The organism is Kitasatospora sp. NPDC024654, assembly GCF_055559155.1.
In genome coordinates, this window is the sequence record NZ_JBVHLF010000003.1 from 187,151 (window position 1) to 202,029 (window position 14,879).

General features: G+C 72.1%; 14 protein-coding genes. 10 read left to right on the forward strand and 4 right to left on the reverse strand.

Going from position 1 to position 14,879, the window contains the following annotated elements:
* Positions 1-36: 36 nt before the first annotated feature.
* Positions 37-1,305 carry an ATP-binding protein gene (locus tag ACZ38L_RS03260; protein ID WP_465688706.1) on the forward strand — a complete coding sequence of 423 codons (1,269 nt, stop codon included), beginning with the start codon at positions 37-39 and terminating at the stop codon, positions 1,303-1,305.
* A gap of 4 nt (positions 1,306-1,309) precedes the next feature.
* Here ACZ38L_RS03260 and ACZ38L_RS03265 read toward each other — a convergent pair whose 3' ends face one another.
* Positions 1,310-1,849 carry a GtrA family protein gene (locus ACZ38L_RS03265; RefSeq protein ID WP_465688708.1) on the reverse strand — a complete coding sequence of 180 codons (540 nt, stop codon included), beginning with the start codon at positions 1,847-1,849 and terminating at the stop codon, positions 1,310-1,312.
* Between the two features lie 229 nt (positions 1,850-2,078).
* Here ACZ38L_RS03265 and ACZ38L_RS03270 point away from each other — a divergent pair, with 229 nt between their 5' ends.
* From ACZ38L_RS03270 to ACZ38L_RS03280, 3 genes are read left to right on the forward strand one after another with little or no spacing between them, the layout of a single operon-like run.
* A complete protein-coding gene (locus tag ACZ38L_RS03270; protein ID WP_465688710.1) occupies positions 2,079-3,236 on the forward strand; it encodes a 5-(carboxyamino)imidazole ribonucleotide synthase in 1,158 nt (385 codons plus the stop codon).
* Entirely contained in the window at positions 3,233-3,772 is a 540-nt protein-coding gene (purE, locus tag ACZ38L_RS03275) for a 5-(carboxyamino)imidazole ribonucleotide mutase (protein WP_396555197.1), read from the forward strand. Before ACZ38L_RS03270 ends, purE begins: the two co-directional genes overlap by 4 nt.
* 22 nt (positions 3,773-3,794) lie before the next feature.
* Entirely contained in the window at positions 3,795-4,985 is a 1,191-nt protein-coding gene (locus tag ACZ38L_RS03280) for a dipeptidase (RefSeq protein ID WP_465688712.1), read from the forward strand.
* Positions 4,986-4,988: 3 nt separating this feature from the next.
* Here ACZ38L_RS03280 and ACZ38L_RS03285 read toward each other — a convergent pair whose 3' ends face one another.
* On the reverse strand, positions 4,989-5,414 hold the full coding sequence (locus ACZ38L_RS03285) for a CoA-binding protein (RefSeq protein ID WP_465688714.1): 426 nt from the start codon (positions 5,412-5,414) through the stop codon (positions 4,989-4,991).
* Positions 5,415-5,456: 42 nt separating this feature from the next.
* Complete coding sequence (locus ACZ38L_RS03290; protein ID WP_465688716.1) at positions 5,457-6,794, reverse strand: UDP-glucose dehydrogenase family protein; 1,338 nt, start codon at positions 6,792-6,794, stop codon at positions 5,457-5,459.
* 220 nt (positions 6,795-7,014) lie between these two features.
* On the opposite strand from ACZ38L_RS03290, the gene ACZ38L_RS03295 reads away from it, so the two are divergent.
* Together ACZ38L_RS03295 and ACZ38L_RS03300 are read left to right on the forward strand one after the other, a co-directional pair.
* Positions 7,015-8,172 carry an acyl-CoA dehydrogenase family protein gene (locus ACZ38L_RS03295; protein ID WP_396555190.1) on the forward strand — a complete coding sequence of 386 codons (1,158 nt, stop codon included), beginning with the start codon at positions 7,015-7,017 and terminating at the stop codon, positions 8,170-8,172.
* A gap of 212 nt (positions 8,173-8,384) precedes the next feature.
* Positions 8,385-9,098, forward strand: coding sequence for a DUF4232 domain-containing protein (locus ACZ38L_RS03300; protein WP_465688719.1), 714 nt, complete (start codon positions 8,385-8,387; stop codon positions 9,096-9,098).
* 105 nt (positions 9,099-9,203) lie between these two features.
* Here the strand turns inward: ACZ38L_RS03300 and ACZ38L_RS03305 are convergent, their stop codons facing one another.
* On the reverse strand, positions 9,204-10,310 hold the full coding sequence (locus tag ACZ38L_RS03305) for an LCP family protein (protein WP_465688721.1): 1,107 nt from the start codon (positions 10,308-10,310) through the stop codon (positions 9,204-9,206).
* A 163-nt stretch (positions 10,311-10,473) separates the two neighbouring features.
* Here ACZ38L_RS03305 and ACZ38L_RS03310 point away from each other — a divergent pair, with 163 nt between their 5' ends.
* The 4 genes from ACZ38L_RS03310 to ACZ38L_RS03325 all read left to right on the forward strand — a co-directional run bounded on the left by ACZ38L_RS03310 (position 10,474) and on the right by ACZ38L_RS03325 (position 14,814).
* Positions 10,474-10,551 carry a putative leader peptide gene (locus tag ACZ38L_RS03310; protein ID WP_465688781.1) on the forward strand — a complete coding sequence of 26 codons (78 nt, stop codon included), beginning with the start codon at positions 10,474-10,476 and terminating at the stop codon, positions 10,549-10,551.
* 89 nt (positions 10,552-10,640) lie between these two features.
* Positions 10,641-11,201 carry an NADPH-dependent FMN reductase gene (ssuE, locus tag ACZ38L_RS03315; protein ID WP_465688722.1) on the forward strand — a complete coding sequence of 187 codons (561 nt, stop codon included), beginning with the start codon at positions 10,641-10,643 and terminating at the stop codon, positions 11,199-11,201.
* Positions 11,202-11,446: 245 nt separating this feature from the next.
* The gene (locus tag ACZ38L_RS03320; protein ID WP_465688724.1) at positions 11,447-12,235 is read left to right on the forward strand and encodes an ABC transporter ATP-binding protein; all 789 of its coding nucleotides are present in this window, start codon (positions 11,447-11,449) and stop codon (positions 12,233-12,235) included.
* A 17-nt stretch (positions 12,236-12,252) separates the two neighbouring features.
* On the forward strand, positions 12,253-14,814 hold the full coding sequence (locus ACZ38L_RS03325) for an ABC transporter permease (protein WP_465688726.1): 2,562 nt from the start codon (positions 12,253-12,255) through the stop codon (positions 14,812-14,814).
* The last annotated feature ends 65 nt before the right edge of the window (positions 14,815-14,879 follow it).

Genomic DNA, 14,879 nt, shown 5'->3' on the forward strand with positions numbered 1-14,879 from the left:
CCGCTCTCGAAGATCCGACCCGTTGGAGCACGTTCCGTGAAGCGCCGGATGATCAACTCGCTGCTCGGCGTGGTCCTGGTGGTCGTGGTGGTGTTCTGCGTGCCGTTGGCGCTGGTCGAGAAGCAGACCATCGTCAACTCCGCGCAGGACCGGGTGGACGCCTCGGCGGTGCGGATCCTCGGGTTGGTGGAGAACCGGCTGGCGGCGGGCGAGCCGGTCACCGGCGACCGGATGAGCAGCCAGGTCACCGACGGCTCCTTCGCCGTGATCCGGATCCCCGGCCAGCCGCTGATCACGGTTGGTGACCGTCCGACCGGCAGCTCGCCGCTGACCGCCAGTGAGACCGGCGCCAGCGGTGAGACGGTGACGGTCGAGCAGTCCCGCGCGGACGTGGACCGCGAGATCGGCCGGATGCTGCTGGTGCTCGGACTGGTGGCGCTGCTCGCGGTGCAGGCGGCGGTGGCGCTGGCGGTCTGGCAGGCCCGCCGGCTGGTCCGCCCGCTCACCGACCTGGCCGAGACCGCCGAGCGGCTCGGCTCCGGCGACCCGCGCCCGCGCGACCGCCGTTACGGGGTGATCGAGCTGGACCGGGTGGCCGAGGTGCTGGACGCCAGCGCCGAGCGGATCGCCCGGATGCTCACCGCCGAGCGCCGGCTCGCCGCCGACGCCTCGCACCAGCTGCGCACCCCGCTCACCGCGCTCTCCATGCGGCTGGAGGAGATCACCGCGCTGGCGCACCAGCCGGACACCGTGCGGGAGGAGGCCACCATCGCGCTCCAGCAGGTCGAGCGGCTCACCGACGTGGTGCAGCGGCTGCTCACCAACCAGCGCGACGCGCACGGGCCGACCGCGGCCGGCTTCGCGCTGGACGAGGTGCTCCGGCAGCAGCGCGAGGAGTGGAGCGCGCCGCTGCGCGGGGCCGGGCGCCGGCTGGTGATCGAGGGGCTGACCGGGGTCATCGCGATGGGCACCCCGGGCACGGTCTCCCAGGTGCTGGCCACCCTGATCGAGAACTCGCTGATGCACGGCGCGGGCACGGTGACCATCCGGGTGCGCCCGTCCGGCAGCTCGGTGGTGACCGAGGTGCAGGACGAGGGCGCGGGGGTGCCGCCCGAACTGGGCAACCGGGTCTTCGAGCGGACGGTCAGCGGCCGTAACTCCACCGGCATCGGGCTCGCGGTGGCCCGTGACCTGGCCGAGGCGGACGGCGGGCGGCTGGAACTGCTCTCGCTGCGTCCGCCGGTCTTCGCGCTCTTCCTGGCCCGGGCCGAGGCCGAGCCGGAGTCGGAGCAGACCCCCCGCTAGGCGGCTACTTGGCGTAGCTGCGGGGCTGCCGCTCGTCGGCCAGGATCCGCTCGGCCTGCGCGACCACCGCGTCGGCCGGCTGCTCGTCGGTCAGCTCGGGCAGCGCCTTGAACACCCAGGTGCGGTACGAGAAGAACCGGAAGATCGTGCCCAGGCCGGTGCCGACGGCCTTGGAGACGTTGTAGGCCAGCCCGCCGGTCAGGTGCAGCGGGTAGGTGGTGAACCAGACCGTGCCGTTCTCGATCAGCATGCCGATGCCGCTGAAGATCAGGAACAGGGTGATCTCGCGGCGGCGCGAGGCCGCGTCGCTGTCCCGGTAGACCCAGTAGCGGTAGCCCAGGTAGTTGACCGCGATGGCGACCACGGTGCCGATCACCGAGCAGCGCACCGGCGCCCAGTGGGTGAGGTGCAGCACCACGTTGGAGACGCCGAAGTTCACCACGATGCCGAGCAGGCCGACTATCCCGAACTTGGCGACCTCGCCGGAGACGCCGCGCAGCCGCTGGAGCAGGGAAGGGCGACGGTGCGTGTTGGACGTCGACATGGGCGGAGGTCTCCTGTGGTCACCGAGGACGTGGCTGTTCGGACGCGGTCGAGATCCCGCGTCACCCCCTCGTCCCCGCCGTTGGTCCGAATGGCGCAGTAGCAGGTCCGGCCAACCAGGCTACCGGCTCCGGAAACCGCTTCCGGCGGTCACGGGCTTCCGCGGCCGCTCGCGGACCGCGCGCGACGGCCCGTGCACCCGCCCCGACCGGCCCGGATATCCTGGCAGCGTGACTCTCCCGGGCAGCGCAAAATTTCCAGTGCTGGGCATGATCGGCGGCGGGCAGCTGGCCCGTATGACGCACCAGGCGGGCATCCCGCTCGGGGTGCGGTTCCGACTCCTGGCGGACACCCCGCAGGACTCCGCCGCGCAGGTGGTGGCCGACACCGTGCTCGGCGACTACCGCGACCTGGACACCCTGCGCCGCTTCGCGACCGGGTGTGACGTGGTCACCTTCGACCACGAGCACGTCCCCACCGAGCACCTGCACGCGTTGCAGGCCGACGGCGTCGCCGTCCGGCCCAACCCGGAGGCGCTGGTCAACGCCCAGGACAAGGGCGTGATGCGGGCCGGGCTGGACAGCATCGGGGCGCCCCTGCCACGGCACCGGATCGTCGCCGACCCGGCCGACGTCACCGCCTTCGCCGAGGAGGGCACCGGGTACCCGGTCGTCCTGAAGACCGTCCGGGGCGGCTACGACGGCAAGGGCGTCTGGGTGGTCCGCGACGAGCAGGAGGCCGCCGCGCCGTTCCTGGCGGGCGTCCCCGTGCTGGCCGAGGAGAAGGTCGACTTCGTCCGCGAGCTGGCCGCGAACGTGGTGCGCTCGCCCAGCGGTCAGGCGGTCGCCTACCCGGTGGTGGAGAGCGTCCAGGAGGACGGCGTCTGCGCCGAGGTGATCGCCCCGGCTCCCGGCCTCGACCCGGCGCTGGCCGGCGAGGCCCAGGCGCTCGCGCTGCGGATCGCCGGCGAGCTGGACATCACCGGCCACCTGGCGGTCGAGCTGTTCCAGACCCGGGACGGCCGGATCCTGGTCAACGAGCTGGCCATGCGCCCGCACAACTCCGGCCACTGGTCGATCGACGGTGCGGTCACCTCGCAGTTCGAGAACCACCTGCGGGCGGTCCTCGACCTGCCGTTGGGCGACCCGCGCCCGCGCGCGCCGTGGACCGTGATGGTCAACGTGCTCGGCGGCGAGTACCCGGACATGTACCACGCCTTCCTGCACTGCATGGCCCGCGACCCGGGCCTGCGGATCCACATGTACGGCAAGGACGTGAAGCCCGGCCGCAAGGTCGGCCACGTCACCGTCTTCGGGGACGACCTCGACGACGTGCGCGAGCGGGCCCGTCACGCGGCGGCCTACCTGAGAGGAACCATCACCGAATGACCAGCACCCTGGGGACGTCCCCCGTCGTCGGCATCGTCATGGGCTCGGACTCCGACTGGCCGGTGATGGAGGCCGCCGCCCAGGCTCTGGACGAGTTCGAGGTGCCGTACGAGGTCGACGTGGTCTCCGCGCACCGGATGCCGCGCGAGATGGTCGCGTACGGCGAGAACGCGCACCGGCGCGGGCTCAGGGCGATCATCGCGGGCGCGGGCGGTGCGGCCCACCTGCCCGGCATGCTGGCCTCGGTGACGCCGCTGCCGGTGATCGGCGTCCCGGTGCCGCTGCGCTACCTGGACGGCATGGACAGCCTGCTGTCGATCGTGCAGATGCCGGCCGGGGTGCCGGTGGCCACCGTCTCGGTGGCCGGCGCGCGCAACGCGGGCCTGCTGGCGGTCCGGATGCTGGCCGCCTTCGACCCCGAGCTCACCGAGCGGATGACCGAGTTCCAGGCCGAGCTGAACACCCAGGCCACCGAGAAGGGCCGCAAGCTGCGGGCGAAGGTGGCCGGTTCGGCGGCGTTCGGCTTCAACCAGTAGGTCCGTGGCGCAGGATGGGGGCATGACCGAGGATCTGCTCTCCCGCGCCCGTGCCGTGCTCGCCGACGCTCCCGTCGTGGACGGCCACAACGACCTGCCCTGGGCCATGCGTTCGCAGGTCGGCTACGACCTGGACGCCGTCGACCTGGCCACCGACCAGCGCGAGCGGCTGCACACCGACCTCGACCGGCTGACCGCCGGCGGGGTCGGTGCGCAGTTCTGGTCCGTCTACGTCCGCTCCAGCCTCGCCGGCGACCACGCGGTCAGTGCCACGCTCGAACAGATCGACTTCGTCCGGGCGTTGGTCGACCGCTTCCCCGACCGGCTCCAACTCGCTTTCACCGCCGAGGACATGGCCGAGGCCCGGGCAGCCGGCCGGATCGCCTCGCTGATGGGTGCCGAGGGCGGGCACAGCATCGACTGCTCGCTGGCCACCCTGCGCGCCCTCCACCAGCTGGGCGTGCGGTACATGACGCTCACCCACAACGACAACGTGCCCTGGGCCGACTCCGCCACCGACCAGCCGGCCGCCGGCGGGCTGACCCGGTTCGGCGAGGAGGTCGTCCGGGAGATGAACCGGCTCGGCATGCTGGTCGACCTCTCGCACGTCGCCGCCAGCACGATGCGGGACGCGCTGCGGGTGAGCGAGGCGCCGGTGATCTTCTCGCACTCCTCCGCCCGCGCCGTCTGCGACCACCCGCGCAACATCCCGGACGACGTGCTGGCCCAGCTGCCGGACAACGGCGGGATCGCGATGGCCACCTTCGTGCCCAAGTTCATCCTGCCCGCGGCGGTGGAGTGGACGGCGCTGGCCGACGCCAACATGCGGGCGCACGGGATGCACGAGCTGGAGCACACGCCCGAGGCGATGAAGGTGCACCGCGCCTTCGAGGAGGAGCACCCGCGGCCGATCGCCACTGCGGCCACCGTCGCCGACCACCTGGACCACATGCGCGAGGTGGCCGGCATCGACCACCTGGGCATCGGCGGGGACTACGACGGCACCGCGTTCGTCCCGGCGGACCTGGCCGATGTCTCCGGCTACCCCAACCTGATCGCCGAGCTGTTGCGCCGTGGCTGGTCGGAGGCCGACCTGTCCAAGCTGACCTGGGGCAACGCCGTCCGGGTGCTGCACGACGCCGAGCAGGTCGCGGCGCGGCTGCGGCGAACCCGCCGGCCGTCCATCGCCACCCTGGAGCAGCTGGACGGCTGACGTTCAGAGCAGCGGGATCTCGATCGCCGGGCAGCGGTCCATCACCATCCGCAGTCCGGCGGCCGTGGTCCGCCGGTAGGCCGCCTCGTCGAGCACGCCGAGCTGGAACCAGACCGCCTTGGCGCCCACCGCCACCGCCTGGTCGGCCACCGCCCCGGCCAGCGTGCTGTTGACGAAGACGTCGACCACGTCGACGTCGAACGGGATGTCGGCCAGGGTGGCGTACCCCGGCTCGCCGAGCACGGTCTCCGCCTTCGGGTGCACCGGCACGATCCGTTTGCCGAAGCGCTGCAGCACCTCGGCCACCCCGTAGGCGGCCCGGCGGGTGTTGCCGGACAGGCCCACCACGGCCCAGGTGTCGCCGGTCGCGGTCAAGATCTCCCGGGCGGCGGCGCGGTCCCGGTGGCCGTTCTCCTCAGGCGTCGTCATGGCTGGTGCAACGGTCGCGGCCGGGCGCCCATTCCGGACGGCTCAGCTGGGCCGGCCCATCGCCCGGTAGGTCCAGCCGGCCGCCCGCCAGCGGGCGCCGTCCAGCACGTTGCGCCCGTCCAGCAGCCGGCGCTCGGCCACCACCGAGCCCAGCGCCGCCGGGTCCAGCTCGCGGAACTCCTGCCACTCGGTCAGGTGCAGCACGACGTGCGCGCCCCGGGCGGCCTCGGCGGCGGAGTCCGCGTAGGAGAGGCTCGGGAACATCTTCCGGGCGTTGTCCATGGCCTTGGGGTCGTAGACGGTGACCTGGGCGCCCTGCAGCTGGATCTGCGCGGCCACGTTGAGCGCGGGCGAGTCCCGGATGTCGTCCGAGTCCGGCTTGAAGGCGGCGCCGAGCACCGCGACCTGGCGGCCGAGGAAGCCGCCGCACTGCTCACGGGCCAGCTCGACCATCCGGGAGCGGCGCCGCATGTTGATCGAGTCCACCTCGCGCAGGAAGGTCAGCGCCTGGTCGGCGCCCAGCTCGCCGGCCCGGGCCATGAACGCCCGGATGTCCTTGGGCAGGCAGCCGCCGCCGAAGCCGAGCCCGGCGTTGAGGAACCGGCCGCCGATCCGGTCGTCGTACGAGAGCGCCTCGCTGAGCTGCACGACGTCCGCGCCGGCGCTCTCGCAGACCTCGGCCATCGCGTTGATGAAGGAGATCTTGGTGGCCAGGAAGGAGTTGGCGGCGGCCTTCACCAGCTCGGCGGTCGGGTAGTCGGTGACCACGAACGGCACGCCCTCGGCGATCGGCGTGGCGTAGACCTCGCGCAGCAGTTCCTCGGCCCGGCCGCCCTCGCGCACGCCGACCACGATCCGGTCGGGGTGCAGGGTGTCGCCGACCGCGAAGCCCTCGCGCAGGAACTCCGGGTTCCAGGCCAGCTCGACGCCCTCGCCGGCCGGGGCCAGTGCGGTCAGCCGCTCGGCCAGCCGGCCCGCGCTGCCGACCGGGACGGTGGACTTGCCGACCACCAGGACCGGACGGGTCAGGTGCGGTGCCAGCGCGTCCATGGCCGCCTCGACATAGGACATGTCGGCGGCGAACTCGCCCTTCTTCTGCGGCGTGTTGGTGCAGACGAAGTGGACGTCGGCGAAGTCCGCGACCTCCCGCGGGGAGTCCGTGAAGCGCAGCCGGCCGGTCGAGCCGGGGTGCCCCGCGACGTGCTTGAGCAGCAGCTCGGACAGGCCGGGCTCGTACATCGGAACCCGGCCGGCGGCCAGCGCGGCCAGCTTCTCGCGGTCGATGTCCAGGCCCAGCACCTCGAAGCCCAGCTCCGCCAGGCAGGCGGCGTGCGTGGCACCGAGGTAGCCGGTACCGATCACCGAGATGCGGAGGGCCACGGGTCTCCCCTTTGCGGGTTGGCTTTGCGGTTGGCGGCGGGTCGGGCTCGCAGCCACCGATGGTATCCGCTGGTCCGAACGAGGGAGTACGTCGTCGGCGTCCCCGCTGTTCACCGGGTGTTTCACCCATGTCGCGGAGGTCACGTGGGGGGTAGGCAGGGTACGGGCCTAGAATTAGGATCTACTTAACGGTAGTTAACGTCACCCAGAGGGGCAGACCATGGCGAGCAGTGCCGACTTCGATCTCTTCCGTCTCTCGGAGGAGCACGAGTTCCTCCGGCAGACCGTGCGGGACCTCGCCGAGGCCAAGATCGCCCCCTTCGCGGCCGAGGTCGACGAGCAGGGCCGGTTCCCGCAGGAGGCCCGGGACGCCCTCGAGGCCAACGAGCTGCACGCCGTGCACATCCCCGAGGAGTACGGCGGCGCCGGTGCCGACGCGCTGGCCACCGTGCTGGTGATCGAGGAGGTCGCCCGGGTCTGCGCCTCCTCCTCGCTGATCCCCGCGGTCAACAAGCTCGGCTCGCTGCCGGTGCAGCTCTCCGGTTCGGAGGAGCTGAAGCAGAAGTACCTGGGTGCGCTGGCCCGCGGCGAGGGCATGTTCTCGTACTGCCTCTCCGAGCCGGACGCCGGTTCGGACGCCGCGGGGATGAAGACCCGCGCGGTGCGCGACGGTGACTTCTACGTGCTCAACGGCGTCAAGCGGTGGATCACCAACGCCGGCGTCTCCGAGTTCTACACCGTGATGGCGGTGACCGACCCCGAGCAGCGCTCCAAGGGCATCTCGGCCTTCGTGGTCGAGAAGGGCGACGAGGGCGTCTCCTTCGGCGCGCCGGAGAAGAAGCTCGGCATCAAGGGCTCGCCGACCCGCGAGGTCTACCTGGACAACGTCCGGATCCCGGCCGACCGCATGATCGGCGCCGAGGGCACCGGCTTCGCCACCGCGATGAAGACCCTGGACCACACCCGGGTCACCATCGCCGCCCAGGCGCTCGGCATCGCCCAGGGCGCGCTGGACTACGCCAAGGGCTACGTCCGGGAGCGCAAGCAGTTCGGCAAGCCGATCGGTGACTTCCAGGGCATCCAGTTCATGCTCGCCGACATGGCGATGAAGCTGGAGGCCGCCCGCCAGCTCACCTACGCCGCCGCCGCCAAGTCCGAGCGCACCGACAGCGACCTGACCTTCTTCGGCGCCGCCGCCAAGTGCTTCGCCTCGGACGCGGCGATGGAGATCACCACCGACGCGGTGCAGCTGCTCGGCGGCTACGGCTACACCCGGGACTACCCGCTGGAGCGCATGATGCGCGACGCGAAGATCACCCAGATCTACGAGGGCACCAACCAGGTGCAGCGCATCGTGATGGCGCGCAACCTGCCGTAGGGCGCGTCCGTCGCGGTACTTCGGCGGCACGGCCGTCCGTCCCCCTCGGGGGCGGGCGGCCGTTCGCTGTCGGCCGGCCCCGGCCGGTGACCCGGTTGTGACAGTGGTTACCGGGTCGGTACGGGCACAGCGCAACTCGGTGGGACGGCGGTGGCGTGATGAGGGGTGTCAGTCCGTAAGGACCCCGTAAACACCACCGGAGAGAAGACGCCATGAACCCGACCACGCTGACCCGCGGTGCCGCCGTCACCCTGACCACGCTGGCCCTCGCCCTCGGCGTGGCCGCCTGCAACGACGACGGCTCGGGCTCCGGCGCGGCCGTGTCGGCGGCGCCGACCGCGGCCGCCAGCGCGGCGGCGGGCGGCAGCGGCACGGCCGGTGGCGCGGCGACCGGCACCGGCAGCGCGGGCAGCACGGGCACCGGCTCCACCAAGACCGTTCCGGCCGGCAAGAGCACCCCCGCCGCCGGCTCGACCGCGGCCGCCGCCTCCAACCGCTGCCACACCGGCGACCTGAAGGCCGACGTCCAGATCCAGAGCGCGGGCTCGGCGATGGTCATGCTCACCAACACCTCCACCCGCACCTGCACCGTGGACGGCTACCTCGGCTACGGCGGCCTGCTCGCCGACAACAGCCAGGTCAACCTGCCGACCAACCGGGTCGCCTACCCGGGTGCGCCGAGCCTGATCACCCTGAAGCCGAACACCACCGCGTTCTCCGGCCTGAAGTGGTCCGGCTGCGACAAGTCCGACGCCACCTGCCACGTCCTGGCCGGCGCCGTGGTCACCCCGCCGAACGAGACCACCCAGCTGACCGCGAACGTCCTCGGCACCGACGGCCAGCCGGTGACCCAGTTCGACGTCTCCAGCGCGGGCCTGACGGTCGGCTCCCTCCAGCCGAGCAACGAGGGCGTGGTCTTCCAGTAAGCCCGGCCTCGGCCACGCCCGGTCAGCCGCGGACGGACTCCGTACCGTCCGCGGCCGACCGCCAGGTCACCAGTGCCACCGGCCCACCGCGGTCCAGCCGGTGGCTCAACCCACGGTCACCGGCTGGTCGTTCTCGATCTCCTGGAAGACCTGCTTGGACTTCACCGGGTCCCACTTCACCGCCGACTCGCCGGTCGGGGTGCGGTAGTCGGCGTTGCCGATCGGGATGGTGATGCTCTTGCCTCCCCCGTCACCGCTGACCGTGCGCATCGCCTCGAAGAGCGAGGCGAGGTCGGTCAGGCCCGTGTTCCTGTCCACGATCAGGGTGTCCAGGCCGGAGCCGATCAGCGGGTAGAGGGTGAACGGGTTGAGCAGGGTGGCCGGGGTGGCGGCCTGGTGGGCCAGCGCGGAGAGGAACCTCTGCTGGTTGCGCATCCGGCCGAGGTCCTGGTCGGCCATCTGGTGGCGCTGCCGGACGAAGGCGAGCGACTGGGTGCCGTTCAGGGTCTGGCAGCCGGCCTTGAGGTTCAGCCCGGAGTCCTGGTCCTGGATGTTCTGCGGGATGCACATGTGGACCCCGCCGACCGCGTTGACGATACCCACGAACCCGGCGAAGCCGACCTCGGCGTAGTGGTCGATGTGGATGCCGGTGTTGGTCTCCACGGTCCGCACCAGCAGCTGGCCGCCGCCGTTGTCGAAGGCCGCATTGATCTTGGAGGTGGTGGCCGGGATGGTCCGGCCGCTGCCCGCGGTGTCCAGGTGGGTCGGGATCGGCACCCAGGAGTCGCGCGGGATGCTCATCAGCGTGTTTCCGTGGTCGCCGATGTGCAGGATCATCATCGAGTCGCTGCGCTTGCCGCTGTCCGTGCCGGTGTGCATCTCCTGCTTCTGGGCGTCGGTCAGGCCGTCCCGGCTGTCCGAGCCGACGATCAGCCAGTTGGTGCCCTTGCCCGCGGCCGGTCGGCCCGGGTAGTCGACCAGCACGTTCTGCTGGTTCAGCTTGCTGTCCGCCCAGGCGTAGGTGCCGCCGGCGGTGGCCAGCACCGCGCCGACCAGGACCAGCACGCCCACCACGACCTTCCGCCGCCGTGGCCGGCGCGACCCGGTCCGCCCCCGCGCCCGGGAGCCGCGCGGGTCGAGTGACGGGGGGAGCGCCGGCTCGGCACCGCCGCCGTCCGGACCGCCGTTACTTCCCTGCTGCCATGCGTTCATGTCGTCGAGGATGCCCGAACGGCGCAATCCGGACGCCTCCCCGGCGGGCCGCCCGGCGCCTTGTAGCAGAGTTGGTGCGGCGACGTGAAGGTTCCGGCGTATCTTCACCGACCGGCACGATTCCTTGCCAGGCTCGGAAAGCAAGCGTGCTTGCATGAGCGCCATGGACCAGTGGCAGACCCTCACCCGTCGGCTCCACGTCGACCTGCGGCGGGTCTGTGGCGCGCTCTGTCTCGGCTGACTACCCGCCGCGCACGCCGCACACCCCTTCCCACCCGCGCCACCGCGCGCCCCGTGCCGCCCTGTCCTGCCCTGCCCCGAGGTGACCCCATGCCCGTCGTGCTCGCCGTCTCCGGCTCCCCGGCCCCTACCTCCCGCACCACCCGGCTGCTGCGCCACGTCGGCGCCCGGCTCACCGCGCACGGCCACCAGGTGCTCGCCCTGGAGGCCCGCACCCTGCCGGCCGGCCCGCTGCTGGCGGGCGACACCGGCCACCCCGGGATAGCCCACGCGCTGGAGCTGGTCGCCGCGGCCGACGGGGTGGTGATCGGTACCCCCGTCTACAAGGCGGCCTACTCCGGCCTGCTGAAGGCCCTGCTGGACGTGCTGCCGCAGCATGCGCTGGCCGGCAAGGCCGTGCTGCCGCTGGCCACCGGCGGCTCGCCCGCACACGTGCTGGCGGTGGACTACGCGCTGCGCCCGGTGCTCACCTCGATGGGCGCGGCCCACGTCACCCAGGGCTGGTTCGTGCTGGACCGGGACATCTCGCCGCGCGAGGACGGCCGCCCGGTGGTCGAGCCGGCCACCGAGCTGCTGCTCGGGCCGGTGGTGGACGCCTTCGCGGGGGCGCTCGAACAGCGCGCCGCGCCGGTTCCGGCGGGCCGCCCCTGACCTCGGGAACCGGCGCCCCCGCCCCGTGCCGGCCGCCGCCGACACCCGGGGACCGGTCGACCCTGATACCCCGGGAGGAGACCCCTAGGGGGAGGGCTCCGCCGACCCGTACAACTGTCGTCATGCCGGTTCCTCCCGGCGGATGACGATCGGCCGGGAGGGCGCGCCTAGCGTTGGGGTATCCGCTCGGCCTTGTCTCACCGCAGGTCTGGGGCGGGGGACCTCAGAGCCAGTAGGAGAGACCAGTGACGACGGCAGCTGCAGCCGTGCAGACATCCGAGAACCCCGGCGGTCCGTCCGCCACCGCCGCCTCCGCGCGCCAGTTGACCAAGGCATACGGCACCGGGGAGACCCGGGTCACGGCGCTGGACGCGGTCGACGTCGACATCCACCGTGGCCGGTTCACCGCGATCATGGGCCCGTCGGGCTCCGGCAAGTCGACCCTGATGCACTGCCTGGCCGGGCTGGACACGGTCAGCGCGGGCCGGATCTGGATCGGCGACACCGAGATCACCGGCCTCAAGGACAAGCAGCTCACCCGGCTGCGCCGGGACAAGATCGGCTTCATCTTCCAGGCCTTCAACCTGCTCCCCACGCTGAACGCGCTGGAGAACATCACCCTCCCGATGGACATAGCCGGCCGCAAGCCGGACCAGGCCTGGCTGGACCAGGTGGTGGAGACGGTCGGCCTCGGCGAGCGGCTGAAGCACCGGCCGACCCAGCTCTCCGGCGGTCAGCAGCAGCGCGTCGCGGTGGCCCGGGCGCTGGCCGCCCGACCGGAGATCATCTTCGGGGACGAGCCGACCGGCAACCTCGACTCCCGCTCCGGCGCGGAGGTGCTGACCTTCCTGCGCCGCTCGGTGGACGAGCTGGCCCAGACCATCGTGATGGTCACCCACGACCCGGTCGCGGCGAGCTACGCGGACCGCGTGCTCTTCCTGGCCGACGGCGTGATCGTGGACGAGATGCACGCCCCGACCGCCGACTCCGTCCTCGAACGCATGCGCCGTTTCGACGGCAAGCGCACCAGCTGAGACGGGGCCCGGACACCATGCTGCTCAAAACCTCACTGCGGAGCTTCTTCGCCCACAAGGGCCGGATGGCGCTCTCGCTGATCGCCGTCGTGCTGTCGGTCGCCTTCGTCTCCGGCACCCTGGTCTTCTCCAACACCGCCACCAGCACCTTCAACAAGCTCTTCGCCTCGACCGCCTCGGACGTCTCGGTCCAACCGAAGACCGGCAAGCTCGACGCCTCGGTGGACCAGGGCGGCAAGGTGCCCACGCTCGCCCCGTCCGTGGTCGCCACGGTCGCCGCCCAGCCCGGGGTGAGGACCGCGCTGGGCTCGGTGCTGGTGCAGAACGCCACCCTGGTCAACCCGGCCACCAACAAGGCGGTCGGCCCGACCTCCGGCGCGCCCACGATGACCGGCGCCTGGGACGACGACCCGCGCAGCCCGCTGAAGATCACCTCGGGTCAGGCGCCGCACGGTCCCGGCCAGATCCTGCTCGACGCGGACACCGCCAAGAAGGCCAAGCTCGGCCTGGGCAGCCCGCTGCGCGTGATCACCACCACCGGCGACTACACCTTCACCGTCACCGGCATCGCCACCTTCACCACCACCAACCCCGGTGCCGCGATGGCCTTCATGGACGTCCCGACCGCCCAGCAGGACCTGCTCGGCGCCACCGCCTTCACCTCGGTGAACGCCTACGGTGACGGTAGCCGCAGCGACGACCAGCTCAAGAGCGAGATCGGCGCGGCGGTCGGTGGCGGTTACGACGTCCAGACCGCCGCGGAGCAGCAGGCCGCCGGCGACAAGAACGTCGGCTTCCTCGACTTCATGAAGTACGCGATGCTCGGCTTCGCCGGGATCTCGCTGCTGGTCGGCGGCTTCCTGATCATCAACACCTTCTCCATGCTGGTCGCCCAGCGGACCCGGGAGATCGGGCTGCTGCGGGCGATCGGCGGCAGCCGCCGGCAGGTCAACCAGTCGGTGCTGGCCGAGGCACTGATCCTGGGCGTGCTCGGCTCGACCTTCGGCCTGCTGGCCGGCCTCGGCCTGGCCGAGCTGATGATCACGTTGATGAAGGCCGTCGGGATGAACCTCCAGGGCGCCCTGGTGATCGGCTGGAACGTTCCGGTGGCGGCCTATGCGATCGGCATCGTCGTGACGCTGCTGGCCGCCTGGATCCCGGCCCGCCGGGCCGGGAAGATCTCGCCGATGGCCGCGCTGCGCGACCACGGCACCCCGAGCGAGGCCCGGGCCAACCTGGTCCGGGCCGGGATCGGCCTGGGGCTGACCGCGCTCGGCGGTGGCACGCTGGGGCTGGCCGCCAGCGCCAAGCGGGCCGCCACCGGCGGCGAGTACCTGGGCCTCGGCGTGGTGCTCACCCTGGTCGGCTTCGTGGTGCTCGGCCCGCTGCTGGCCACCGGCGTGATCCGGGTGCTCGGCGCGGGGCTGCCGGCGCTGTTCGGCCCGTCCGGCAAGCTCGCCCAGCGCAACGCGATGCGCAACCCGCGCCGCACCGGTGCCACCGCCGCCGCGCTGATGATCGGACTGGCTCTGGTGACCGGCGCCTCGGTGGTCACCTCCTCGATGGTCAGCTCCTTCACCTCGCAGCTCGACACCTCGGTCGGCGCGGACTACGTGGTCAGCTCGCAGCAGGGCGGGCTCTCGCCGGCCATGGTCCAGGCCGCCCGCAGCGCCCCGGGCCTGGCCCACATCACCGAGCAGAAGTCGCTCCCGGCGGACATCACCGCGCCGGACGGCCAGACCACCGAGGCCTCGGTGGCCGCGGCCGACCCGACCTTCGCGGACGACATCCACCTCCCGGTCACCGCCGGCTCGCCCGCGGCCGCCTTCTCCGGCGGCATCTCGGTGGACCAGACCTACGCCGAGAAGCACCACATCGCGATCGGCGACAAGCTGACCATCGACTACGGCAAGGGCCACACCCAGAGCCTGCCGGTGGAGCTGATCACCACCGAGGGCAACCAGTACTCCGACCACTCCTTCTTCACCAGCCTCGCCACGGTGAACCAGGCCGTCCCGGCCGCCGACCAGCCGCTGCCGCAGCTCCTGCTCGGCAAGGCGGCGCCCGGCGCGGACGTCGCCAAGAGCCTGGACTCGCTGCAGCAGTCGCTGGCCGCCTACCCGCAACTGATGGTCAAGGACCAGGCCGGCTACAAGAAGCTGATCGAGAGCAGCGTGGACGGCCTGCTCAACATCGTCTACGGCCTGCTCGGACTGGCCATCGTGGTGGCGATCCTCGGTGTGGTGAACACCCTGGCGCTGTCGGTGGTGGAGCGCACCCGGGAGATCGGGCTGCTGCGGGCGATCGGCCTGTCGCGTCGTCAGCTGCGCCGGATGGTTCGGCTGGAGTCGGTGGTGATCGCGGTCTTCGGCGCGGTCCTCGGCACCGGGCTGGGGCTGGCCTGGGGCGTCACCTCGCAGCGGGTGCTGCGGACCCAGGGGCTGGACGTGCTGGCCATCCCGTACGGCACGATCGTGGCGGTGCTGATCGGCGCGGCGCTGGTCGGCCTGCTGGCCGCGCTGCTGCCGGCCTTCCGGGCCGGCCGGATGAACGTGCTGGCCGCCATCGCGACCGGCTGAGCCACCGTACGGCCGATCACCCGGGCCGCCACCGCCGAATCCCACGGCGGTGGCGGCCCGCTGCC